The organism is Actinomadura sp. KC345, assembly GCF_004348515.1.
In the GTDB taxonomy this organism is placed as follows: Bacteria; Actinomycetota; Actinomycetes; order Streptosporangiales; family Streptosporangiaceae; genus Spirillospora.
In genome coordinates, this window is the sequence record NZ_SMKH01000019.1 from 1 (window position 1) to 23,419 (window position 23,419).

The 23,419-nt window shown below is 70.6% G+C and carries 24 protein-coding genes and 3 tRNA genes; 8 read left to right on the plus strand and 19 right to left on the minus strand.

Features of this window, described 5'->3' with window-relative positions; all coding sequences use genetic code 11:
* A partial coding sequence (locus tag E1281_RS05250) for an MMPL family transporter (RefSeq protein ID WP_207943113.1) occupies positions 1–922 on the plus strand: 922 nt, incomplete at its 5' end.
* A 143-nt stretch (positions 923–1,065) separates the two neighbouring features.
* Complete coding sequence (locus E1281_RS05255; RefSeq protein WP_131875997.1) at positions 1,066–1,458, plus strand: VOC family protein; 393 nt, start codon at positions 1,066–1,068, stop codon at positions 1,456–1,458.
* 4 nt (positions 1,459–1,462) lie between these two features.
* On the opposite strand, the gene E1281_RS39980 is transcribed toward E1281_RS05255, so the two are convergent.
* On the minus strand, positions 1,463–1,618 hold the full coding sequence (locus E1281_RS39980) for a hypothetical protein (protein WP_165958795.1): 156 nt from the start codon (positions 1,616–1,618) through the stop codon (positions 1,463–1,465).
* A gap of 86 nt (positions 1,619–1,704) precedes the next feature.
* Here E1281_RS39980 and E1281_RS05260 point away from each other — a divergent pair, with 86 nt between their 5' ends.
* Together E1281_RS05260 and E1281_RS05270 are read left to right on the plus strand one after the other, a co-directional pair.
* Positions 1,705–2,931: a hypothetical protein gene (locus E1281_RS05260; protein WP_165958796.1), complete on the plus strand. Its 1,227-nt coding sequence runs from the start codon at positions 1,705–1,707 to the stop codon at positions 2,929–2,931.
* A 418-nt stretch (positions 2,932–3,349) separates the two neighbouring features.
* A complete protein-coding gene (locus E1281_RS05270; RefSeq protein ID WP_131875998.1) occupies positions 3,350–4,153 on the plus strand; it encodes an SAM-dependent methyltransferase in 804 nt (267 codons plus the stop codon).
* A gap of 55 nt (positions 4,154–4,208) precedes the next feature.
* Here E1281_RS05270 and E1281_RS05275 read toward each other — a convergent pair.
* The 10 genes from E1281_RS05275 to E1281_RS05320 form a co-directional block, all read right to left on the minus strand.
* Positions 4,209–4,281, minus strand: a tRNA-Glu gene (locus E1281_RS05275).
* 109 nt (positions 4,282–4,390) lie between these two features.
* Positions 4,391–4,463 (minus strand) — tRNA-Glu (locus E1281_RS05280).
* Between the two features lie 25 nt (positions 4,464–4,488).
* Positions 4,489–4,560 (minus strand) — tRNA-Gln (locus tag E1281_RS05285).
* 124 nt (positions 4,561–4,684) lie between these two features.
* Positions 4,685–5,320, minus strand: coding sequence for a DUF2461 domain-containing protein (locus tag E1281_RS05290; protein WP_131875999.1), 636 nt, complete (start codon positions 5,318–5,320; stop codon positions 4,685–4,687).
* A 9-nt stretch (positions 5,321–5,329) separates the two neighbouring features.
* Positions 5,330–6,094 (minus strand): fumarylacetoacetate hydrolase family protein, encoded by a 765-nt coding sequence (locus E1281_RS05295; protein WP_131876000.1) that lies wholly within the window; start codon positions 6,092–6,094, stop codon positions 5,330–5,332.
* Between the two features lie 22 nt (positions 6,095–6,116).
* Positions 6,117–7,730, minus strand: coding sequence for a cellulose binding domain-containing protein (locus E1281_RS05300; RefSeq protein ID WP_131876001.1), 1,614 nt, complete (start codon positions 7,728–7,730; stop codon positions 6,117–6,119).
* Positions 7,731–7,824: 94 nt separating this feature from the next.
* Positions 7,825–8,202, minus strand: coding sequence for a hypothetical protein (locus tag E1281_RS05305; RefSeq protein ID WP_131876002.1), 378 nt, complete (start codon positions 8,200–8,202; stop codon positions 7,825–7,827).
* A gap of 182 nt (positions 8,203–8,384) precedes the next feature.
* Entirely contained in the window at positions 8,385–8,792 is a 408-nt protein-coding gene (locus E1281_RS05310; protein ID WP_131876003.1) for a DUF6292 family protein, read from the minus strand.
* Between the two features lie 215 nt (positions 8,793–9,007).
* Positions 9,008–9,397, minus strand: a complete 390-nt coding sequence (locus E1281_RS05315; protein ID WP_131876004.1) for a hypothetical protein — start codon at positions 9,395–9,397, stop codon at positions 9,008–9,010.
* A gap of 45 nt (positions 9,398–9,442) precedes the next feature.
* Complete coding sequence (locus E1281_RS05320) at positions 9,443–9,652, minus strand: hypothetical protein (RefSeq protein WP_131876005.1); 210 nt, start codon at positions 9,650–9,652, stop codon at positions 9,443–9,445.
* 250 nt (positions 9,653–9,902) lie between these two features.
* Here E1281_RS05320 and E1281_RS05325 point away from each other — a divergent pair, with 250 nt between their 5' ends.
* Positions 9,903–10,790: a GntR family transcriptional regulator gene (locus E1281_RS05325; protein ID WP_131876006.1), complete on the plus strand. Its 888-nt coding sequence runs from the start codon at positions 9,903–9,905 to the stop codon at positions 10,788–10,790.
* Between the two features lie 135 nt (positions 10,791–10,925).
* Complete coding sequence (locus tag E1281_RS05330; protein ID WP_165958797.1) at positions 10,926–11,546, plus strand: GNAT family N-acetyltransferase; 621 nt, start codon at positions 10,926–10,928, stop codon at positions 11,544–11,546.
* A 9-nt stretch (positions 11,547–11,555) separates the two neighbouring features.
* Here E1281_RS05330 and E1281_RS05335 read toward each other — a convergent pair whose 3' ends face one another.
* Positions 11,556–11,843 (minus strand): hypothetical protein, encoded by a 288-nt coding sequence (locus E1281_RS05335; RefSeq protein WP_131876008.1) that lies wholly within the window; start codon positions 11,841–11,843, stop codon positions 11,556–11,558.
* A 339-nt stretch (positions 11,844–12,182) separates the two neighbouring features.
* Between E1281_RS05335 and E1281_RS05340 the strand changes: the two genes are divergently transcribed.
* On the plus strand, positions 12,183–13,508 hold the full coding sequence (locus E1281_RS05340; RefSeq protein WP_131876009.1) for a cyclic nucleotide-binding domain-containing protein: 1,326 nt from the start codon (positions 12,183–12,185) through the stop codon (positions 13,506–13,508).
* Positions 13,509–13,518: 10 nt separating this feature from the next.
* Here the strand turns inward: E1281_RS05340 and E1281_RS05345 are convergent, their stop codons facing one another.
* From E1281_RS05345 to E1281_RS05375, 7 genes are all read right to left on the minus strand, one after another.
* On the minus strand, positions 13,519–13,803 hold the full coding sequence (locus tag E1281_RS05345; protein WP_131876010.1) for a GNAT family N-acetyltransferase: 285 nt from the start codon (positions 13,801–13,803) through the stop codon (positions 13,519–13,521).
* Positions 13,804–13,844: 41 nt separating this feature from the next.
* A complete protein-coding gene (gene cimA / locus E1281_RS05350) occupies positions 13,845–15,422 on the minus strand; it encodes a citramalate synthase (protein WP_131876011.1) in 1,578 nt (525 codons plus the stop codon).
* A 245-nt stretch (positions 15,423–15,667) separates the two neighbouring features.
* Positions 15,668–16,771 (minus strand): branched-chain amino acid aminotransferase, encoded by a 1,104-nt coding sequence (locus E1281_RS05355; protein ID WP_131876012.1) that lies wholly within the window; start codon positions 16,769–16,771, stop codon positions 15,668–15,670.
* A gap of 174 nt (positions 16,772–16,945) precedes the next feature.
* Positions 16,946–18,001: a 3-isopropylmalate dehydrogenase gene (locus E1281_RS05360; protein WP_131876013.1), complete on the minus strand. Its 1,056-nt coding sequence runs from the start codon at positions 17,999–18,001 to the stop codon at positions 16,946–16,948.
* A gap of 62 nt (positions 18,002–18,063) precedes the next feature.
* Positions 18,064–18,726: a (2Fe-2S)-binding protein gene (locus E1281_RS05365; protein ID WP_131876014.1), complete on the minus strand. Its 663-nt coding sequence runs from the start codon at positions 18,724–18,726 to the stop codon at positions 18,064–18,066.
* A gap of 988 nt (positions 18,727–19,714) precedes the next feature.
* Positions 19,715–21,298 carry a phosphoglycerate dehydrogenase gene (serA, locus tag E1281_RS05370; RefSeq protein ID WP_131876015.1) on the minus strand — a complete coding sequence of 528 codons (1,584 nt, stop codon included), beginning with the start codon at positions 21,296–21,298 and terminating at the stop codon, positions 19,715–19,717.
* A gap of 174 nt (positions 21,299–21,472) precedes the next feature.
* Complete coding sequence (locus E1281_RS05375; RefSeq protein ID WP_243716615.1) at positions 21,473–22,111, minus strand: hypothetical protein; 639 nt, start codon at positions 22,109–22,111, stop codon at positions 21,473–21,475.
* Positions 22,112–22,628: 517 nt separating this feature from the next.
* Between E1281_RS05375 and E1281_RS05380 the strand changes: the two genes are divergently transcribed.
* A complete protein-coding gene (locus E1281_RS05380) occupies positions 22,629–23,417 on the plus strand; it encodes a hypothetical protein (RefSeq protein WP_131876016.1) in 789 nt (262 codons plus the stop codon).
* Positions 23,418–23,419: the final 2 nt, after the last annotated feature.

The window sequence follows — 23,419 nt, forward strand, 5'->3', positions numbered from 1 at the left end:
CATCAACACGGGCTTGGACCGCGCCGACTTCCTCACCACCACGCCCAGTTCCACCATCGGGGAACGCCTCCTCGCCGAGCACTATCCGGGCGGCCAGGGACGCCCCCTCCAGGTCATCACCGACCGGTCGGACACGGCCTCCGTGACCGCCGCCCTCCAGGACGCCCCCGGCGTGGCCGGCGTGGGAGCCCCCCTCCCCTCCACCGACGGACGCCTGGCGAAACTCGACGTCGTCCTCACCGACCCGCCCGACAGCGAAGCCGCGAAGGACACGGTCCGGAACCTGCGCGAGACCGTCCCGGACGCCACCTTCGGCGCGAGCACGGCCAGCGAGATCGACCTCGCCGACGCGCAGTCCCATGACCGCGCCGTGGTGATCCCGCTCGTCCTCGGAGTCGTCCTCCTCGTCCTGATTGCGCTCCTCCGCGCCCTGGTCGCCCCGCTCCTGGTGATCGCCACGGTCGTCGTGTCCTACTTCGCCGCGCTGGGCGCGTCCTGGCTGCTGTTCCGGTACGTGTTCGGCTTCCCCGCCCTCGACACCCAGGTCGCTCTCATGGGCTTCCTGTTCATGGTGGCGCTCGGCGTGGACTACAACCTGTTCCTCGTGTCCCGCATCCGCGAAGAGGCGGCACACGGCGACCACCGCGCCGGCGTCCTGCGCGGCCTGGCCGTCACCGGCGGCGTCATCTCCAGCGCCGGACTGGTCCTGGCCGCGACCTTCGGCGCCCTCGGCGTCATGCCGGTCACGATGATGGTGCAGGTCGGCGTCCTGGTGTCCCTCGGCGTCCTCTTGGACACCTTCTTCGTCCGCTCCGTCGTCGTCCCCGCCCTGGCCCTCGACACCGGCCGCCACTTCTGGTGGCCCGCCCGCCGAATCGAGGCTCCGCCCGCGAAACGGCCAAGAGAAGTAGCACACCACTGACACGGAAAAGCCGAAAGTCCACCTTCCGCCGGAACTGTGCGTGAGCCGGACGTCCGCCAATATGAAGCGGACGCCCGGCTCACGAACGGTTCATCGCCCATGTATCTCACCGACGACGACGCCCCTCGCCCTAATCTGGTGGAGTGCGGCTCGAACTGATCACCATCGTGGTGGACGACTACGACCGAGCCATCGCGTTCTTCACCGAGGTCCTAGGGTTTCACCTTGTGGAGGACTCGCCGTCGTTCACCAACGACGGCCGCCCGAAACGATGGGTCGTCGTCCGCCCGCCCGGCGCGGAGACCGGCATCCTTCTGGCGCGTGCGGACGGTGAGCGTCAGGCCGCCGTCGTCGGGGACCAGGCCGCGGGCCGCGTCGGGTTCTTCCTGCGGGTGGAGGACTTCGAAGCCGCTCACACGCGCATGACGGCCGCCGGAGTCGACTTCGTCAGCGCGCCGCGCACGGAGCCCTACGGACGGGTCGCCGTCTTCCTCGACATCGCCGGCAACCGCTGGGACCTGCTCGGCCCCTCCTGAGCGATCAGGCGGGCAGCCACCTGACGCCGGTGCCGTAGGCGTGCCACTCGTCGTTGCGGCGGCGGCGGGCGGAGAACAGCCGCTGCGAGCCCGCCGAGGCCCGGGCGTCCTCCTGCCCTTGGGCCGTGGCCCGCTGCCGCCGTTTCTCCCGGAATGCCATGTGCAGAGGGTGCCAGTTCTGGTGCCTGGACAGCTGTCTGATCTACTGTCTATATTGCGATGGCGATCCACCATGGGAGGGTCCTGATGCCCAGCCGCTACGAACGTCTGAGCCGTGAGCAGCTCGTCACGCTGGTCCCGGAGCTGTTGCTCATCGGTCACCTGATCGACCGGGCGGGCATGCCGTTCTGCCTGGAGGCGTGGGGCCAGGACCAGATGACGCAGATCGCCATCGAGGAGTGGGCGGGCGCCAGCCCCATCTACACGCGGCGGATGCAGAAGGCCCTCGGGTTCGAGGGCGACGACGTGCCCACGATCTTCAAGGGCATGCAGCTGGACATCGGCGCGCCGCCGCAGTTCATGGACTTCCGCTACGGCGTGACGGATCCGCTGCACGGGACGTTCCACCTCGACCACTGCGGGGCGCTGATGGACGTCGAGCCGATGGGCCCGTCCATGGTCAAGAACATGTGCCACGACATCGAGGACCCCACGTTCGACGCCACCGCCGTGGCCACCAATCCCAAGGCGCGGGTGCGGCCGGTCCACCGCCCGCCCCGTGTTCCGGCCGACCGGCGGCCGCACTGTGCCTGGACGGTGGAGATCGACCCGGACTCCCCCGATGTCGAGGCGATCCCCGCCCTCGCGGTCAACGAGCGTTCGCACGCCGCCACGCTCGTCCTCGATGAGGTCGACCCCGCCCAGGAAGGGCTGGGCGACTACAGCGGACCGCTCGTGGACGATCTCGATTTCGCGTCGTTCTCCCACTCGGCGCTGGTCCGGATGGCCGACGAGGTCGTCCTGCAGCAGCACCTGCTGAACCTCTCGTTCCAGCTGGCCGTGCGGGAACGCGCCGCGGGCGACGAGGAGCTCTTCCGCCGCGTCGCGCTGCGCCAGCTCATCGGGCACGCCGGTGTCGCGGCCGAGCGCCTGCACCGGGCGCTGGCGTTGTCCGACTCCCCGCAGGACGCGGCCCGGGTCGTCGAGCTGCATCCGCTGATGAACCCGATGCCGTACGTCCGCCTCGGCCGGGACGGGGAGTCGGTCACGGTGTCGCGGTCGCCCGCGCACGAGGACGGCGGCTGGCTGCCGCTGTGCACGCCCGGCTCCCCCGGCGCCCTGCAGGCGATCGTCCGTGCGGTGAACCCCTGCCTGGACGTCGAGATGAGCGGCACCGCGACCGATTGGACGGCACGGGTCGTGCTGACCGACACCGCCGCCCCGGAGACCGGGGAAGTCGCGGTCACGAAGATCAGCAAGGGTGCCGCCTTCCGGTTCGAACCGCGCCGGTCCCTTCCCCTCTTCGTGAAGTGAACCGGCGGCATCCGTCCGTGCGGCGGCCGCCGGATCAGGGCACGAGGACGGCCCGGCCGCGGACGCGGCCGGCGTCCAAGGGCCTCGATGGCGGACTGGAAGTCGTCCAGGCCGTCCTTCTCGGTGTGCAGGTGACCGCGCCGCGGGCCGCGAGGGCCATCAGGTCGCACAGGTCGTTGTAGGACCCGGACGAGGTTGCCGATGGCGTTGATCTCGGCGGAGATGATGTCGATCGTGGGGATGTCGATGTTCTCGCCGTAGTCGACCACGTGGTAGTCGCCCGCCTCGCGCAGCATGCGCACCCCCTCGGCGGTGGTCCCGCCCTCCCCGATTCGTGGCCTGTTCGGGCCGTTCCGGTTCCGCCGGGAGCCGTCCCGACCCAAGATGGGGGTCTTGATCCATTCAGTGAGGGAGCCCGATGGCGGACGACGCGGCGAAGGACCGGATCGACACGAGCGTCCCGCATTCGGCGCGGATCTGGAATTACTGGCTGGGCGGCAAGGACAACCATCCGGTCGACCGCGCCGCCGGCGACCAGTACCGGGAGACGTTCCCGGGCGTGGTCGACGTCGCCCGCGCGTCCCGGCTGTTCCTCACCCGGTCCGTGCGGTACCTGGCCGCCGAGGCGGGCATGCGCCAGTTCCTCGACGTGGGAACGGGCCTCCCGACCGTCGACAACACCCACGAGGTGGCCCAGCGCGTCGCCCCGGACGCCCGCATCGTCTACGTCGACAACGACCCGCTGGTGCTCGTGCACGCTCGTGCCCTGCTCACCAGCACTCCGGACGGCACCACCGACTACGTCGAAGCCGACCTCCATGACCCTGGCCGCATCCTGGACGCCGCGGCGAAGACCCTTGACCTCGATCGTCCCGTCGCGCTCGTCCTGAGCGGGATCATGGGCCACGTTCCGGACGGCGACGAGGCCCGCTCGATCGTCCGGGCGCTCATGGACCCGTTGCCGTCCGGCAGCCACCTCTCCCTCAACGACGGCACGAGCGTGATCGCCGGCGAGGCCGTCGAGGACGCCCAGAACGACTACAACGAGGGGGGCTCGGTGCCGTACCGGCTGCGCTCCCCGGAGGAGATCGGCCGGTTCTTCGAGGGCCTGGTGCTGGTCGAGCCCGGCCTGGTCTCCTGCCCGCACTGGCGCCCGGAGTCGACCGCCCTCGACGAGCCCGACGCCGTCGACGCCTTCGGTGCCGTGGGCCGCAAGCCTTGACGGCCGTGGCCGTCAAGCAGAAAGCCGCAGATCGATGATCTGCGGCTGGTCGCTGTACCCCCGAGCGGATTCGAACCGCCGTTACCGCCTTGAGAGGGCGGCGTCCTAGGCCACTAGACGACGGGGGCCGGACTTTGCACCCGGGCGATCTCCCGCTCGGGCCTGGCCAACCCTACCGGACACCGCCCACCGTCTCGAACGGTTTTCGGCCCTGGATGACGCTGACCAGATGTGCTGTACCCCCGAGCGGATTCGAACCGCCGTTACCGCCTTGAGAGGGCGGCGTCCTAGGCCACTAGACGACGGGGGCGAGTGTCCACGGAAAATGGACGCAGCTGGGGTACCAGGACTCGAACCTAGACTAAGTGAACCAGAATCACTCGTGCTGCCGATTACACCATACCCCAGTGAGGTACGGGCTTCCGTGCCGTTTCCGGCCGGTCGCTCGCGCCTCGATGAGAATACAGGACCCGGGGACTGCGGCCAAAACGATTGGCGCGGGAGGCCAGGCGGGACGCGCGTTCCCGGGCGTCACCGGGTGAAGTCGGGCGGACCCGTGTGACGCCGGCCCCAGTCGACCAGTGGACGCAGGCGGCGCCACGCCTCCCGGACCCGCGTCACCACCTCCGGCGTCAGCATCCACGGGTCGGCGGGCCAGCCCTTGTGGGCGTACAGAGAGCGGTGCCGGAGGAGTTCCAGGCGCGGGTGGTCCGGGGGCGTGCCGCGGGGCCGGGTCTTGAGCCGGTCTCCGGCGATCTCCATTCCGTCGGAGCGCAGATCGTCCACGATGGCCTGGAGTTCCTTGCCGGAGGTCTCGGACCCGGCGGCGTTCCGGTAGCGGCGGAGCTGCTCGGGCGTGGGCGCGTACATGCCGCCCGCGGCCATCAGGCCGTCCGCGTCGAGGTGGAGGTAGAAGCCCTCGCTCGTATGGCCGCCCTGGTGCGTCTTGTAGGGCGTCTTGTCCTTGCTGAACCGGAGGTCACGGAACGGTCGGAAGAGCTTCACCGCGCCGAATTCCTCCTCCAGTTCGGCGCACAGCTTGGCCATCGGTTCGCGCACATGGCGTTCGTACGTCTCCCTGTGGGCCGTCCAGTAGGACTTGCTGTTGTCGGCCTGCAAGCCCTCGTAGAACTCGAACGCCTCGTCGGTGAAGCCGCCGAACGCCATGGCTCCCCCTCAGTCGCGGGCGATGACGCGGTTGGACAGACTGCCGATGTTCTCGACGGTGACCGTCACCTCGTCCCCGACCTCCAGCGGGCCGACGCCGGCCGGGGTGCCGGTGAGGATGACGTCGCCGGGCAGGAGCGTCATGACCTGGCTGACGTACTCGACGAGGGTCGGGACGCCGTGCATCAGCTGGGACGTGCGGGCGTCCTGCCTGACCTCCCCGTTGACGGCGGTGGAGATCGCCAGGTCGCCGGGGTCGGCGTCGGTCTCGATCCACGGACCGAGGGGGCAGAACGTGTCGAAGCCCTTGGCGCGCGTCCACTGCCCGTCCTTGGCCTGGAGGTCGCGCGCCGTGACGTCGTTGGCGCAGGTGTACCCGAGGATCACGTCGGTGGCGCGCGACGCCGGGACCTCGCGGCACATCCGGCCGATGACGACGGCCAGCTCGCCCTCGAAGTCGACCCGCTCCGACAGCTTCTGCGGGTAGGTGACCGCCTCCCCCGGTCCGATCACGGCGGTGGACGGCTTCGAGAACAGCATCGGCTCGGCCGGAGCCTCGCCGCCCATCTCCTCCGCGTGGGCGGCGTAGTTCTTGCCGATCGCGATGACCTTGCTCGGGAGGATCGGCGCGAGCAACCGCACGTCCGGGAGCGGGAAACGCTGTCCGGTGAACGTCAGATCACCGAACGGGTGGGCCGCGATGGCGGCGACGGTGTCCTCCTCCACCACACCGAAGGACATGCCGTCGTCGGTGGAGAACCTGGCGATACGCATGGGCGAGAGCCTAGTACGCCGGTCAGAAGCCGCACGCCTTGCCGTTGAGCCAGCACGCCTGCGGGGCCGTCGTGGTGCCCGACGCACCGAACTGGATGTCCCACGTGGCGCCGGGCTGGATCGCGGCGGCGCCGTCCAGGTTCGCGAGCTCCACCAGCTCGCCGCGCTTGACGATCTTCGCGCCCCAGACGTTCTTCACCACCGCGCCCGGGGTGGTGAACGCCAGCTTCCACGTGCTCATGGGCACGCCGGTGCGGTTGGTGATGACCATGCGGCCCTCGAAGTACCCCTGGTCCTGCTGGGTGAGCTGGTAGGTGATGCCGTCGCCCTGCCGCACCGGCCCGATCGGCGCGGTCGGCACGGGAGGGGACGCGGGCTGCTGCCCGGGAGGCGCCCCCGGCGGGCCGCCGGACGGACCACCGGACGGGCCTGCGGACGGCGGCGCGGCGGGCGCCCCGCCGCCGGTGGCCCCGCCCGACGCCGTCGGAGCCGGTCCCCCGGCGCCCTCGGTCGCCGGGGCGGACGTCGCGGGCGCCCCGCCCGCCGTCGGCCGCTCCTCCGGCCCGCCGACGAGGAACAGGACCACGACCCCGGTCGCGGCGAGGAGCACGACACCGGCGGCCAGCGCGGCCAGGACGAGCGAGCGCCTGGAGCCGCCGGGCCGGGACGGCGGGACTCCCCCGGACGGCGAGGCGGCCGGCGGCAACGTGGCCGCGGGCATCCCGTGAGCCGACGGCCCGTGCGGTGGGGGCTCGTGCGGTGGAGGCGCCTGTGGTGGAGGCCCCTGCGGTGCGGCCGGCGGCGCCTGCATCGCGTGGGCGAACGCCGGATCCGGCCCGCCGAGGCTGGTCGGTTCACTCTCGGCGGAGAACTGCTCCGTCCACGGCGCCTCCCCGGGGGCGGACGCCGGGACGTACTCACCGGCGGCCGGCGCCTCGGGCGGCGGCGGTGCGGCGGCGGGAGGCGCCGCCGCGGACGCGGGCACGTGCGGGCCCGCGTCCGGCGCCTCCGCGCGCTCGGGTGCGGGGGGCGCCGGCGGGGTGATGTGCCGGTCGCCGGCCTCGCCCCGCTCGGCCGGAGGCTGCTCGTACATCGGCACGGCGTCCTCGGGCGCCGTCGCCTGCCCGGGAACGGTCGCCTGCCCGGGAACGGCCGCCTGCCCGTGGTCGGGAAGAGCCTCCTGCTCGGAGACGGCCTCCTGCCCGTACACCGGCGTGGGCATCTCGAACTCGATGGCCTCCGGCGGCGTGGACGCGGCCGGGTTGAACGGAACGGGGATGTCCGAGGCGGTGACCGAGGCCCGCGGCCGCCCTGCCGGGAAGTCGGTGACGGTGGACGGCGCGTCGTCGAGCGGCGGGTCCTGGAAGGTCACGTCCCAGTCGTCTTCGACGTCGTCCTCGAACGGCGGAGCGTCCTCGGGGTCGTCCACCGGGGCGGCGCCGAAACTCACTTCCGGGTCCTGGAGCGTCGCCTCGGAGTCGAAGGCGTCGTCGACGGGGTCGTCAACGGGTTCGTCGACGAAGGTCGTCTCGGACGCCGCCGCGGCGGGCTCGGGCTCCTCGGCCTTGCCGCCGGCGCGGAACTCGGCGGTCGTCTTGTGATCCGGGGGAACGTACCCGGGCTCCTCGCCGCTCAACTCGTCACCCTCCACGTTCGCGTCGATCTCACTGAAGTCCGACGACGCGTATGGCGGTTCGGTTCACCCGGAACCGGGAGGTCGCGCGATGCGGTCATCCGGCGGGGGTCGGCTCCAGGCCGCGGCGGGCCGCCTGGCGCAGCTGCCGGTTGAGCATGTCGGTGATCAGCTCTATGGCGTCCGGTGTGGTCGCGTCCTGCGCGCCGCTGAGCCAGCGGGTGGCCTCGGCCAGCAGATCCTCGGCCGAGGCCGTGTCGGCGGCGGAGCCCGCGTCCGCCATGCGCCCCAGCACGGCGCCGAGGCGCAGCGCCGCGTCGGCGCGGCCTGACTCCGCGGCGCGCCGGTACCAGTCCGCGGCCTGCTCCAGGTCGTCCTCGTGCTCGTACATCTCGCCCAGGCCGAAGGCCACGTCCGCCCACGTCCCGCCCGCGGGACACCCAGGATCCTCGGGGCTCCAGGGTCGGACAGGCATGCGATCACTCCGGTGGGTCGGTTCACTGAGAGACGGCACGCGCGTAGGCCACGCGTGCCGTGCCGCACCTATGGTGGATGCTCCCACCGGAATCCGCCACCACTTTTGCCATGTTTGACGAAATTCCTGCGCAGCCGCGCCGATACCGACGAAAAGACGCGCGGTCCCCCGAACGACCGCTTTCAGTCGACCGTGTAGCGCGCTAGCCGGTCCTCGAACCCGTCGTGTCCTGCGGTGGAGGGGCGCGTCCGAGCCGGGGAGCGCTCGGCGGCGCCGCGCTCCAGGAGGGCAGGGACGGCCCGCGGGTCGGGCAGCGCGCCCTCTCCGAGCCGGACCGGATCGCGCAAGACCGTCCGGACGCCGGGCTCACCGGAGACGAAGCCGCCGAGGACGAACCCTTCGGACTCGTTCCAGACGAGGGCTTGGAGGCCGAGGACGAAGGTCGCGTCCCGGGGATGGCAGGGGTCGAGCCAGATCTTCGAGAGCGGCACCCCGTGCGCCTGAAGCTCGTCGCCGACACGGGTGATGTATCCGCGGGTGGCTTCGACGAAGGGGTCCGGGTGAGGCAGGGGGCGAATGCGGCCGGTCACTGGATCATCCCTCTCTCTCATCTCCTAGAAGTATGAGGGAAAAGATCCGTTATGTCCCGTTTCTGGACGGAGAAATCTGACTGAAGGCAGCACAAACAACCCCGTTCACCACATTCCTCCCTCCTGCATCTCTGGTGTCGGTTATGGGCTCGGATCGCGCCGCGCGGACGCGGCGGCAGGCGCACGCGGGGGCGCCCTTGCCCCCGCGGAGTCCGTCAGTTCACCGCGGCGGCGACGGCCGGACGGTGCCAGTGCCGGAGCCGGGGACGAGGGGCCGATACGACCAGCCGGGGGACGACCACCACGGCGAAGCCCGCCGCCGAGCAGGCCGTGGTGAGCCTCACCGGCACACCGGCCCGCCGGCCCAGCTCGGCCGTGACCACCAGGACGGCGATCCCGGTCGCCACGACGGGCACCGCCCCGGTCCAGGTCTCCCGCGTCGCGCGGGACTCGTGAACCGGTGTCAGCACCAGCAGCGGATACGCCCGCTCGCTGGGCTGCTCCCCGTAGGCCCGCGCCGCGGGCCGCCCGCGCGCGGGCTGGTGTTCGGCGCCGGGCACCGGGTGCGAGGCACCCGGCACCGGGCCTGTCCGGCTGTCTTCCACTCGAACTCTCCTTAGGTCAGCGGCCCGCCCCGCGGCGACCGGAGATCATGTGCGCGGGCGGCTCGCAGGCGGCTCGCCCGCCGGGACCACCACGTTGACCAGCAGCGCGCGCCGGCCTCGCGCCGGCGTGGGCTTGCTCATCTGGCTGCGGAACTTCAGGTCCCTCGTGTGAAGGCCCATGAAGGCGACGTAGAGCGACAGGAACAGGAACAGTGCCGCGGGACCAAGGACCCACAGGGCGACCATCGCGGTCATGTTGAACCCTCCTCCTACTGGTTCGCGATATCTCTTACATCCAGAAGTACCTGCTGCTAGTATTGTCCGAGTTCTTCGCTGTTTGGGTTGTACCAACAAGTCTCCCTCTCAAGGTGTTACCGTTTCTAGAGGTTGCAAACACGTTGGGCGGGAACTACTTGTTTAGATCGTGAGGTCCGTTCCGTGCACATCCCTCGCCCGGCGAGGGGCACCGAGCCGGGTGGGACGGCCGGGAAAGGGGAGGGAGCCGATGGCTCGCACGACGCCGCTCCGCTGGCGCGACATCGCGAATGACCTGCTCCGCCGCATCGAGACCGGAGACCTGGCCCCCGGCGACGGCGCGGCCGCCCGGCGCCGCCTGCCTCCCGAGAAGGATCTTGAGGCCCACTACAACGCGTCCCGCAACACGGTCCGGGACGCGCTCTCCTGGCTGGCGCAGCAGGGGTTCGTCGTCTCCGAGCAGGGCAAGGGGACGTTCGTCGTCCACCGGCCCAACATCGTCCACGTGACGCTCTCCGCGGTCGAGCTGGGGCTCGCGCCGGGCAGCGGATCGGGCGAGTGGTACAACCGGGACGCCTTCATCCCCGCGCAGCGCGAAGTGACGGTGTCGCCGGTCAAGGTGGAGGTTCAGGAGGGCACCAAGGTCATCGCCCGGTACCTGCAGAGCAATCCCGGCTCCGAGTTCATCTCCCGCCACCAGGAGCTCTTCCTCGACGACCGGCCGTGGGCCCTGCAGACCTCGTTCTACCCTCTCGAGTTCGCCACCAGCGGGGCGTCCCGCCTGCTCTACCCCCGCGACATCCCCGAGGGCGCCGTCGCCTACCTCGGCGAAGCCCTCGGCTACAGCGAGGTAGGCTTCCACGACGAGATCAAGGCCCGGCTGCCGGACGAGAACGAGAAGCGGTTCTTCCGCCTGGGCGACTCCGCCGCCGACGTCGTCTTCGAGACCGTCCGGACGGCCTACTCCCCCGAAGGCACCGCGTTCCGGCTCACCGTGACGGTCTGGCCCGCCGACCGCACACGGCTGCACTACAACGACGGGCAGGTCCCCGACGACGTCCTCAGGGCCCCGGGCTTGGGGCCGCCCGAGGACGCTCCGCGCGAATCCCCACCGGCGGACGGCGCCGGAAGCGGATAGATCGCCGCCGTCCGACTGCGGCGGCCGTCCCACACCTATCCACCACGCCCCCCTTCCCGACCGGCTGGGAGCCCGAGGCACTCCCACCACCGGCCAGGAGGCGGGGGCTCGGTTTTTCTCGGAGTACAAGAGCACGTGGACACAGGAACGAAGACCCGCCGACGCAGCCGGGCACCTCACCGCAGCTACCGCATCCGCACCGCCCGGACGGACGAACTCGACGACGTCCTCGGCCTCATCGACCAGGCGGCACGATGGCTGGAGGCCGAGAAGGACACGACGCAGTGGATCCGGCCCTGGCCCAGCGCGGACGACCGCCGGAAACGCGTCTACGAATCACTGCTGAACCGGGAGACGTGGCTACTGTTCGACGGCGAGCGCCCGATCGGCTCGGTGACCATCAAGCTGATCGGCCACGAGGAGCTCTGGACGGCGTCGGAACGCGAGACGGAGGCCGTCTACCTCCATCGCCTGGTCATCCACCGGGACTACGCCGGCGACGGACTCGGAGCCGAGCTCATCGACTGGGCGGGACGCAGGGGGGCGTCGCTGCAGCAGAACGCCGAGCTGGTCAGAATCGACGTCTGGACCGACAACACCGAACTCCACGCCTACTACCGCCGGCAGGGTTTCCAGGACGTCGCCATCCGCACCACCAGCGACAACACACCCTCCGGCGCCCTGTTCGAGAAGCCGCTGCCCACGGCACCGCCGTCCGTCCCGCCACGCATTACCGAACACACCCCTGGCGCGTGACGGACGCGCTCAGACGAAGCGGACGAGCATGAGGTCGCTGTCGGGGGTCTCGCGCCAGTAGACGGCGCCGGGTTCGCGGGACATTCCCTCGACCTCGTTGGCGATGATCAGCGCGCGGTTGATGCAGTCGGTCTTGTTGTAGCCGGTCAGCTCCTGGAGCCGCTGGAGCGACTGGACCGCCTTGCCGGTCAGGTTGATCGTCACGCGCTCGCTCTGCGGGACCGCCTCCTGGCGGTGCGGATCGCCGGCGTCCATGTCCCCGCCCGAGGTGCCGGAGGCTGCTCGAGAGTTCGTCATGAGCGCATTCTCCAATCCGGGGCGGAGGCCGGTCCGGCGGCGCGGGGCGTCGGAACCGCCGCCGGTCAGGCGAGAATACAGCCTTCCGTCAGCAAACCCATGCCCCACGTACAGGGTGCACGTTAGTGGTTCCCCCGCCCGGTGAGCCGAAACCTTTGCGATCTCGGCTTCAATTGATTGTTGCCATCAGGATAGCTGATCGTCACCGGTCTTTATACATCAAACGTATGGTCTTCGTATGCCCCTCTGTGTAACCTCAGGGTTGGGAGAAGTGGGGACACGCGACGCCGGGGAGTCGGCGTAAACTACGCCGCACCTTCCCGGGGGAAGGACTACTTCGTGAGCACCGACCGTTCCGCGGCGCGGCTGTGGAGGCAGGCGACCTCCCACGGCGGCACCGGCCTGCTGAACGCGAAGGTCACGACCCCCGTGACGCTCCTGGCCGTGCTGCTGGGGTACGCGCTGGACGGCTCGCCGGGCGCGGTGATCACCGGCGGCCTGACGTTCCTGTCGCTCCCCGCGGTGACCGTGACGAACGCGTTCGTCCAGTACCTGCGGGCGGGGACGCTGCACGAACCGACCGGCCCGGCGCCGCCGCCGGGCCCCGCGCCGCCGGTCCCCGTCGCGCGCCGGGTGGCCGGGCATCTGCCGAGCCGCTCCTATGACGCGGCGACGTTCTGGGGGACGCTGACCACCGACGAGCAGCAGGGGCTTCTCGTGTGCGCGCGCCGGCACCTGTTCCGCAAGGAGGACGTGCTGTGCCGGGAGGGCGGCCCCGCCGGCGAGGTCATCGTGATTTTGTCCGGCTGGACGCGGGTCTGGGTCGAAGAGGGCCCCGAGCAGCGGATCATCGCGTTCCGGGGAGCGGGCGAACTGGTCGGCGAGCGCGCCGCGCTGATGGTCAAGGACCGGTCCGCCACCGTCACCGCCGAGGGCGACGTCGACGCCCTGCGCGTCGGCGCCCGCGACTTCGCGGCCTTCCTGGACGGCAACCCGCGCGTGCGGGGCGTGCTGGAGCAGCTGGTCTACCGGCGGCAGACCGAGCGGCCGGCGCGGAGCGCCCTGCCCGAGTGGTCGGGGGGCAACTGCACGGTCCTGATCACCGACATCACGGGGTTCAGCTCACCGTCGCGGACCGACGCCGACCGGCGGTACGTCCTGGACGCCATGTACCGGCTGCTGGACGAGGCGTTCGCCGCGTCCGGCCTCGTCCTGGCGGACTTCTACCAGGAGGACCGCGGCGACGGCACCCTCATCGTCATCCCGCCGACCACGCCGACCGAGGCCGTCGTCGACCCGATGCTCGCGCACCTGGCGGCGGCGCTGCGCCGCCACAACCGGCGCGCCGCCGAGGCCACCCGGATGCAGCTGCGCGCCGCGCTGCACGTGGGGCCGGTCCAGCGCGGGCCGAAGGGGGTGTCCGGCATCTCGATCATCACGGCACGCCGGATGGTGGACGCGCCCGCGGTGAAGAGGCGGGTCGCCGAGACGGGCGCCGACCTGGCCTTCGTCGCCTCCGACTTCGTCTTCGACACGGTGATCACGTCCGCCCCCGGGTTCGTCGACCCGGGCCGCTACGCGCGCGTCCGGGTCCGGCTGAAGGAGACGTCGCTGTCGGCATGGCTCACCCTCGAAGGCGGGACGCCGAAGCTCAGGGCGATGTGAGCATCCCCTGTCAGGGGGCCACCACGTCGTGGTAGTCGGGATGCCTCTGGATCCAGCTCTTGATGAACGGGCAGACCGGGATCACCGACCGGCCCGTGGCGCGAAGGTCGTCCAGGGCGCCGCGGGCGAGCCTGCCGCCCACGCCCTTGCCCTCGAAGGCCGGGTCGACCTCGGTGTGCGTGAGGGCGACCGTGCTCCCCTCGGCCGGCTCGTAGGCGGCGAAGCCGGCCAGCTCGCCGTCCACCCTGATCTCGTAGCGTTTCCGCTCGGCGTTGTCGGTGATCTCGGTGCTCATGCCCTCGATAATGCCCAGCGGGGCGATCTCATTCCCCCGGGTCAGCCCGCCTCGTACCCCGCCCGGAGCAGGCAGTAGGTGACGGCCTCCTCCAAGGCCTGCCAGGACGCGGCGATGACGTTGTCCTCCACACCGACCGTGCCCCACTCGCGCTCGCCGTCGCCGGACTCGATCAGAACCCGCGTCCGGGCGTCGGTGCCGTGCGCGCCCTCCAGGATGCGGACCTTGTAGTCGACGAGCTCCAGCCGCGCCAGCTCCGGGTAGAGGCGGCCGAGCGCGACGCGCAGCGCGTTGTCCAGGGCGTTGACGGGACCGTTGCCCTCGCCGGTGGCGATGATCCGCTCGCCCTTGGCGTGGAGCTTCACGGTCGCCTCGCTGACCATGGAGCCGTCGGGCCGGCGTTCGACGATCGACCGCCACGACTCGACCTCGAAGTGCCGCTGCCGGACGCCGGTCAGCTCCTCGCGCAGCAGCAGCTCGAACGAGGCGTCCGCGGCCTCGAAGGTGTAGCCGGTGTTCTCCAGCTCCTTGACCTTGTCCACGACGGCCTTGGACTTCTCACCGGACAGGTCGTAGCCCAGCTCGCGGCCCTTCAGCTCGACCGACGCGCGCCCGGCCATGCTGGAGACCAGCATCCGCATGTCGTTGCCGACGGCGGCCGGGTCGATGTGCTGGTACAGGTCCGGGTCGACCTTGACGGCGGAGGCGTGCAGGCCGGCCTTGTGGGCGAACGCCGACAGGCCGACGTACGGCTGCTGCGATGCGGGCGAGACGTTGGTGACCTCGGACACGGCGTGCGCGATGCGGGTCATCTCGCCGAGCTGGGCGTCGGTGACGAGGTTCATGCCGCGCTTGAGCTGGAGGTTCCCGACGACCGTGAACAGGTTGGCGTTGCCGCTGCGCTCGCCGTACCCGTTCGCGCAGCCCTGGACGTGGGTCGCGCCGGCCTTGACGGCGGCGAGGGAGTTGGCCACCGCGCAGCCCGAGTCGTCGTGGCAGTGGATGCCGACCCGCACACCGGCGGAGACGACCTCGTGGACGACATCGGCCAGCTCGTCCGGGAGCATGCCGCCGTTGGTGTCGCAGAGCGCGACGACGTCGGCGCCGGCCTCGACGGCGGTGCGGACGGCCTCCAGCGCGTAGGCGCGGTTGGCCTTGTAGCCGTCGAAGAAGTGCTCGGCGTCCAGGAAGACTCGTTGGCCCTCCGCACGCAGGTGGGAGACGGTGTCGCGGATCATCGCGAGGTTCTCCTCCAGCGTCGTGCGGAGGGCCAGCTCGACGTGCCTGTCGTGGCTCTTGGCGACAAGGGTCACGACGGACGCGCCGGATTCGCGCAGCGCGGCCACCTGAGGGTCGTCGGCGGCCTTCACACCGGCCCGGCGGGTCGCGCCGAACGCGGTGAGCTGCGCGTGCTTCAGCTCGAGCTCCGTGCGGGCCCGGCTGAAGAACTCGGTGTCCCTGGGGTTCGCGCCGGGCCAGCCGCCCTCGATGAAGCCGACGCCCAGGTCGTCGAGGTGCCGCGCGATGGCGAGCTTGTCGGGCACGGAGAGGTTGAGCCCCTCCTGCTGTGCGCCGTCGCGCAGGGTGGTGTCGTAGACGTGGAACGCGTCGCCTTGCATTGTGGAGAACCCCCAAGGATGGGTATCTGCGCCAGGGCACAAAAAAACCCCTCACGGACGTGAGAGGTCTGCGCGCCGGCGTCGTCCCGTTAGCTGCTGCCGGCGCGCCAGCCGATAATCACGAGGCTGTGGCGCATGATGCCGACCAGTCTGCCACACGGTTCGGATGCTCGTACCGTCCGTCCCGGATGCTGAGACGGCGATTCCCCGGCGCGGATGGCGCCGGGGCTGCGCGAACGCCGTGGTCAGACGATTCCGTGGACCCAGCCGTAGGGGTCGGGGCGGGTGCCGTACTGGATGCCGACCAGCTCCTGGCGCAGCCGCATCGACAGTTCGCCGGGCTCGCCGTCCCCGATCGTCCACTCGCGGTCGGCGCCCTTGACCCGGCCGACCGGGCTGATGATCGCGGCCGTGCCGCAGCCGAACACCTCGGTGATCGCGCCGGACTCGCAGCCCGACTGCCACTCGTCGATGCTGATCTTGCCTTCTTCGGCGGGGATGCCGAGGTCGGGCGCCAGCTTGAGCATCGAGTCGCGGGTGACGCCGGCGAGGAGCGTCCCGGTGAGCGCCGGGGTGAGGAGCCGGGCCCGCGAACCGCTGCCGTACACGAACATGAGGTTCATCGAGCCGACCTCCTCGACCCAGCGGTGCTCCACCGCGTCGAGCCAGACGACCTGGTCGCAGCCCTGCTCGACGGCCTCCGCCTGTCCGGCGAACGAGGCCGCGTAGTTGCCGCCGAACTTGGCCTCGCCGGTGCCGCCCGGGGCCGCGCGGGTGTAGTCCTGCGACAGCCACACCGAGACGGGCTTGACCCCGCGCGGGTAGTACAGGCCGGACGGGGACGCGATGACCATGAACAGGAACTCGCTCGCCGGGCTGTTGACGCCGAGTGCGCGGGTGGTGGCGAACATGAACGGCCGCAGGTAGAGGCTGTGGCCCTCGGCGTCGGGCACCCAGTCCTTGTCGGTCTTGACGAGGAGTTCGACCGCGTCCACGAACAGCTGCTCGGGGATCTCCGGCATCGCCATCCGGTGGGCGGAGCGGTTCATCCGGGCCGCGTTCATGTACGGCCTGAAGGTGACGATGGAGCCGTCCGGCTGCTTGTAGGCCTTGAGGCCCTCGAAGAGCTCCTGCGCGTAGTGGAACACCTGGCTGGCAGGATCCATGGGGATCGGCCCGTACGGTTCGAGGCGCGCGTCGTACCATCCCCGGTCGGCCGAGTACCGGATCGTGACCATGTGGTCGGTGAAATGGCGCCCGAAGCCGGGATCGGCCAGGACGCGCGCGCGTTCGGCGGCGGTGGCGGGCCGCTCGGTTCGCGTGATCTCGAAGTCCAGGGTGTCGCTCATCGCGGTTGTCCTCTCGCGGATCGCCGGGGCGGCCCCTTCGCCGCTTCGGCTTCCTTAGTCCCTATTGTCGTCCTTCGTCTAGACCCACCACTCCTTCGCTCGCGGCGCATACGGAAACGGGCGCGCCGCGAGGGCACGCCCGGAGTTCCCTGTTCCGACCAGAGAGGCGTGCCCCTAGCCGGATACTCGCTTGGCGATCGCGTCGCCGATCTGGGCGGTGGACCGGGCGCCGAGCGCGGCGCGCTCGGCCAGATCGTCGGACACCGCCTCCCCGACACGGCGGGCCGCGTCGCCGGCGCCAACGTGGTCGAGCAGCATGGCGACGGACAGGATCGTCGCGGTGGGGTCGGCCTTGCCCTGCCCGGCGATGTCGGGGGCGCTGCCGTGCACCGGCTCGAACATCGACGGCGCGGTGCGGTCCGGGTTGACGTTGCCGGACGCGGCGAGCCCGATGCCGCCGGCGATCGCGGCGCCGATGTCGGTGATGATGTCGCCGAACAGGTTGTCGGTGACGACCACGTCGAACCGCTGCGGCTGGCTCACGAAGAACATCGTGGCCGCGTCGACGTGGACGTAGTCCGTGGAGACCTGCGGGTACTCCGCGCCGACCCGCTTGAGGACGCGCTGGTAGAGGTCGCCTGCGAACGTGAGGACGTTGTCCTTGTGCACGAGCGTCAGCTTCTTGCGAGGCCGCGACGCGGCGACCTCGAAGGCGTACCGGATCACGCGCTCGACGCCGTAGGCGGTGTTGACGCTCTCCTGCGTGGCGACCTCGTGCGGGGTGCCCTTGCGCAGCACGCCACCCACCCCGGTGTAGGGGCCTTCGGTGCCCTCCCGGACGACGACCATGTCGATGTCGTCCGTCGTCACGCCCGCCAGCGGAGTCGTGACGCCCGGGAACAGCTTCACCGGGCGCAGGTTCACGTAGTGGTCCAGCTCGAACCGGGCCCGCAGCAGCAGGCCGCGCTCCAGCGTCCCGCTCGGCACGCTCGGGTCGCCGACGGCCCCCAGCAGGATGACCTCCTGCTCGCGCAGCTCGTCCAGGACCGAGTCGGGCAGCGTCTCCCCCGTCCGGTGCCAGCGGGCGGCGCCCAGGTCATAGGAGGTGCGCTCGAAGGCGAGGTCACTGGACGGGACGGCCGCGTCGAGGACCTTCAGCCCCTCGGCGACCACTTCCGGGCCGATCCCGTCCCCGGGGATGACGGCCAGACGAATGCTGCGGGAAGCCATGCGCGCACTCTACTGCAAACGTCTCAGTGCTTGGGCTGTCATCTCAAATACCGGAACGGACGTCACCTGAGCCCGCAGTCACCGCACATCCCCCCGCCTGGGACGCGGTAGTAGAGGCAGCAGTTGTGCCGGACGAACCCGTCCGCCCCGAAGGACCCCGCGCCGGCCAGGGGCTCACGGGCCAGCAGCAGCCGCACGATGGCGGCCCGCGCAGAGTCGGCCGGCCCGACGTTCAGGCTCCCGGCAAGCGCGGAGGCCGCATTCCCCCACACCAGGCCGTCCGCGAGGCCGACGAAGCTCGACAACACCTCATGCAAGGGCCTGAGCTGCTTGTCCACGACCATCGGATGGATGAGATCCGCGGCCTCCGACGGCCCCTCGACACCCCACCCGCGAGGCTCGGCGAGCCGAAGGCCGACCGACTCCCCCGGCGCCCACCGCCACCGAAGCCCCGCAAGATCGGGAACGACCCCGCGCGCCGCCGCCGCGACGACCGGCGACCACAACCGCGAAGCAAGCCCCTGAAAGAAGATGGACGCGGCGACCCGCCCCTCACCAGTCCCAAGCCGCTCACCGTAATCTGCAACAACCTGGGCAAGCCGCTCGGACTCACTCTCAGGCAGCGGACGCCACCCGGGCCCCTCCGCCCCGCCGGCACCGATCTCGAAGTAGGGCCCGAGGAGAGCAACCTCGCCGAGCACCCGCGCAACCTCGGCTGTGTTCATTGCAGTGCCCTCGGCGTCAGGCGCTGGCGCGCCTTCCTTCGGCGGGCACTGCGGTGCGATCGCTGCATCGCTCCGGCTCGCCTAGCGGCTCGCCGCGCGATCAGGTTTCTCGCTTCGCTCGCAACCTGCCTTCGGACACGATCGCAGTGGTTTTGGTTGTTGCGTGGTTGCGGTGGGGTTGATGTCCGTACGCGTGGTCGACTGCCCCCTGCACTGGGAGCGCCGAGTGAGGTCGTTCGGCTTGTCTCGGGCTGCAGACTGGGTGGCATGTTTCGGGGAATCGGCGAAGCCGAGCCCCCAAGGCCCGACCGCCTAGGGGACTGCAATAAACCCTCGTCCGCCGTTGTCGCGGCGGTCCAGGGCGGTCTGCAGGGCGCGGGCGGCTTCCTCTTCGGCGTCGTCCGCAGGGGTGTTGGTCCAGGTGTCATTCATGATGGTTCGCTCCGATCGCTGATGGTGGGGCCGCTGGCCGCCGGAGCGTGGTTCGCACGGTCCGGCGTGGACATCGGGCTCAAGGCCGGGCAGAACCTCCGCAGCGGGTGCCGGCCTGCCGATGATCAGGCCCCGCTGCGGCAGCGAAGGATTACCACGAAGCGCCGCATGACTACCTGCGAGATTACCCCGCGCCACCGTGGTTGTCCCGACCCGTGGCGGAATATCTCAATGACTGAGACGCTTGGACGGAAAACGCACCACGGGCGGGCACCCGAGGCAAAACCCCGAACACCCGCCCGCCGTACGACTGAAACACCTCAGCCGGAGCCGTTCAACCGATCACTACATGCGCTCCCGCACCAGCCACCACCGCAACCTCGCGACACCAAAACCACCGCGATCGCGTCCGATGGCAGGTTTCGAGCCTGCGAGAAACCTGATCGCGAAGCGAGCCGCAAGGCGAGTCGGAGCGATGCAGCGATCGCACCGTAGTTCCCGCCGAAGGAGGGCCCCCAGGGCCCGACGCCAAGGGAACTACAACAAGCACTGCGAACTACAGATCGACTCTTCTTCCCATGTCGGCGCCCACCTCGCGGGAGATGGCGTCGGCCAGTTGGGGTCCGATCGCCGAGTCGACGGTCAGCGCGATCAGCGCCCTGCCGCCCTTGGTGTCCCGGCCGACCTGCATGCTGGCGATGTTGACCTGCTCGTCGCCGAGGATCCTGCCGACCGCGCCGACGATCCCGGGACGGTCGACGTAGGAGAAGAACGCCATGTGCTCGGTCGGGACGAGCTCCATGTCGTAGCCGTTGATCTCGATGATCCGCTCGGCGTGCTTCGGGCCGGTGAGCGTGCCGGAGACCGAGACGACCGAGCCGTCGGACATCGTGCCGCGCACCTGGACGACGTTGCGCCAGTCCGGGCTGTCCTCGCTGGTGGTGAGGGTGACCTCGACGCCGCGGTCGCGGGCGAGCAGCGGTGCGTTGACGAACGTCACCGCCTCCTCGATCACGTCCACGAACACGCCCTTGAGCGCGGCGAGCTCCAGGACCTTGACATCGTGCTCGGCGATCTCGCCGCGGACCACCACGTCCAGCCGGACCGGGACGCCGCCCGCGAGGGCGGTGAAGATGCGGCCGAGCTTCTCGGCGAGCGGCAGGCCGGGCTTGACGTCCTCGGCGACCGCGCCGCCCTGGACGTTCACCGCGTCCGGCACGAACTCCCCGGACAGGGCCAGCTTGACCGAGCGGGCGACCTGCGTGCCCGCCTTCTCCTGCGCCTCGTGGGTGCTGGCGCCGAGGTGCGGGGTGACCACGACGTTGTCGTGCTGGAACAGCGGGCTGTCGGTGCACGGCTCGGTGCTGAACACGTCGACGCCTGCGCCGGCGACACGGCCGTCCTTGAGGGCGAGCTCCAGCGCGGCCTCGTCGACGATCCCGCCGCGGGCGGCGTTGACGATCCGCACCGTGGGCTTGACCTGGTGCAGCTCACGGTCGCCGATGAGGCCGAGGGTCTCCGGCGTCTTCGGCAGGTGGACGGTGATGAAGTCGCTCTCGCGGAGCAGCTCGTCCAGCGTGACGAGTTTCACGCCGAGCTGGGCGGCGCGGGCGGCCTGCACGTAGGGGTCGAACGCGATCACGTTCATGTCGAAGGCGGCGAGGCGCTGGGCGACGAGGACGCCGATGCGGCCGAGGCCGAGGACGCCGACGGTCTTGCCCTGGAGCTCCACACCGGTGTACTTGGACCGCTTCCACTCGCCCTGCTTGAGCGCGGCGTGGCCCTGGGGAACGTTCCGCGCGGTCGCGAGCAGGAGCGCGACGGCGTGCTCGGCGGCGGTGACGATGTTGGACGTCGGCGCGTTGACGACCATGACGCCGGCCTTGGTGGCGGCCTCGACGTCGACGTTGTCGAGTCCGACGCCGGCGCGGGCGACGACGCGCAGCGCCTTGGCGTGCTGGAAGACCTCGGCGGTGACCTTGGTGGCGCTGCGCACGATCAGTGCGTCGGCGTCCGCCACGGCGGGCAGCAGCTTGTCTTTGTCGCTGCCGTCGACGTGGCGCACCTCGTAGTCGGCTTCCAGCACGGCGATCCCGGCCGGTGAGAGTTCTTCTGCGACGAGGACGACGGGCTTGCTCAAGGAAACAGTCCTTCGGAAGTGGATGTCGGTGTGCTCTACAGGTGAAGTCGCGGGTCACCTCGTCGTGCCCTCGCCCCCACGCGAGTCTAACTGCACCCGGCGAGCACGGTTCCCGGCAGGGAGGCATGCACCGGTAACTCACGTTAGTCCCGCCGGTTCGCCCGGCGGGGCGGCTCAGGCCGCGTTGGGCTCCGGCATCGCGGCCAGGACGGACGCGACCCGCTCGGCGTCGGCGACGTGGATGTGCGGGACGTCCACGAACACCCGAAGCGGCCCGGCCGGCAGCCCCAGCTCGTCGGCGACCCCGACCTGCACCTCGCGGAGCGGGATGTAGGTCAGGTAGCCGCGGTGGACGTTCTGCGACCGGAACATCGCCGTCATGATCAGCCGGTAGCCGCGGATCCGGAACGACAGCGCGGTCAGGCTCGGCAGCCCGTCCGCCGGCTCGCCCGGGATCGTCAGCGAGATCCACGCGCTGGTCGTCCACGGCCTGGCCCGCAGCAGCTCCACCACCCAGCGGATCTGGTCGTTGCCCTGGAGGTCGTGGAGCCTCGGCCAGTACCGCCCGCGGACGGTGCGCCGCGTGCGCTCCTGAGCGCGCCGCACGAGCCGCGCCCGGTCGCCGTGCTCGCGCAGGATCGGGTCCTCCCAGCTCAGCGAGGCGACCTCGAACAACGCCGGCGGGCCCTCGATGATGGGCCCGGTGTCCTCCAGGCCGGCCTCGCCGGCGGTCCACACGTGCCGCAGGACGCCGATCCATGCCTGCCCGCAGGTCTCCCAGCGCCGGACGTCCTTGTCCTCCGCCGCCGGCACGTCACGACTCCTCGCCGTAATTCACCCCATGACCCGCGCTACGGATCGGGGAATTGCCCGCGGTCGGCATTGACATGCGGAGGAAGTTTTCCACCCCGCCTCCGGCCCGCGACCCTCCGTCGTTCTTGGACAGCATCACACCACTCATGTACTCCGCCCCAGCGCCGCTCCGGCGGCGGTCACATGGGCGTTCGCGCAGGGTGTTCCCGCACCGGCCGCTGCCGTCACGGCTTTCTTCAAGTATCAGCCAAAGCGCGCCGAAAGGATAGGGTAATTTATCCGGCCGGTACCTTCACCGGCATTCTGACGCATGGCACGACCATGGGTCACTTGGACAATCTGTCCAAAGGATCGTGAAATACATCACGAGGGCCCGGCGTGCGCGGCCCGGCCGTCCCGTTCGGCCCGGACGGCGTGGAGCAGACCTGTATCGCGGAGGACACACCGATGATATTTCACTGTGTGCGACGGAGCCAAGCCTTAACGTGACCGATGTTCCCGGCGATCAGGAGAGAACGTGACCTCGGATTGCACCATCAGCGTCCTGCGCGACGTCCTGCGCGTGTACGACCACCGCTACCTGAGCCTCGACCGGCTCCAGCGCGAGCGGCTCGTGGACGGCACCCGCCACGTCATCGGCGAGGAGGGGCTGAGCGACGCCGCACGCGCCGCCATGCCCGCCTCGGCCCGGCTCAGGGCCTTCTGCATCCAGCACGGCCTGCGCGAGGAACTGGAGCGGCTGATCCGCGACGAGATCGAGGGCGACCCGGCCGGCGCCGTCGTGGTGGGCGGCCGGATCTACGCCCTGTACCCCTACCTGCGCGGGGTCCCCCGGCAGGACGCCGACATCACGACCGAGGTCGGTGTCGACCACCGGTTGGACGGGGTGGCCTGGCAGGGCAAGAGGATCCGTATCCGGGGCGTCGCGGCACTCCAGCGCGTCGAGACGAACCGGACGGTCGTGGACGTCATCCTGCGCGAGCGCGTCTCGGGCAAGGAGCACGGTTTCCCCGCCGAGCCCTGGAAGGACCGCCCGGGAGGGTTCGAGGCCGTCGCCGACCCGGCGGTGGTGGAACCGGGACGCTGGGACGTGCACGTCGCGACGACGGCGCACGGGGTGACGCGCGAGGCGCGCTTCGGCTCGGTGCGCGCCGAGGGCCTCAAGACGGTCCCGCAAGCCCGCGCGGCGGGCGCGCGGGACGCGCGGTTCTACTTCACCAGAGGCGGCCATCTGGCCCTGACGGTGGCCGAGGAACCGGCCGACACCTCGTGGCGCGCCAGGTTCCGCCGCCGCCTCAAGCGTTGACC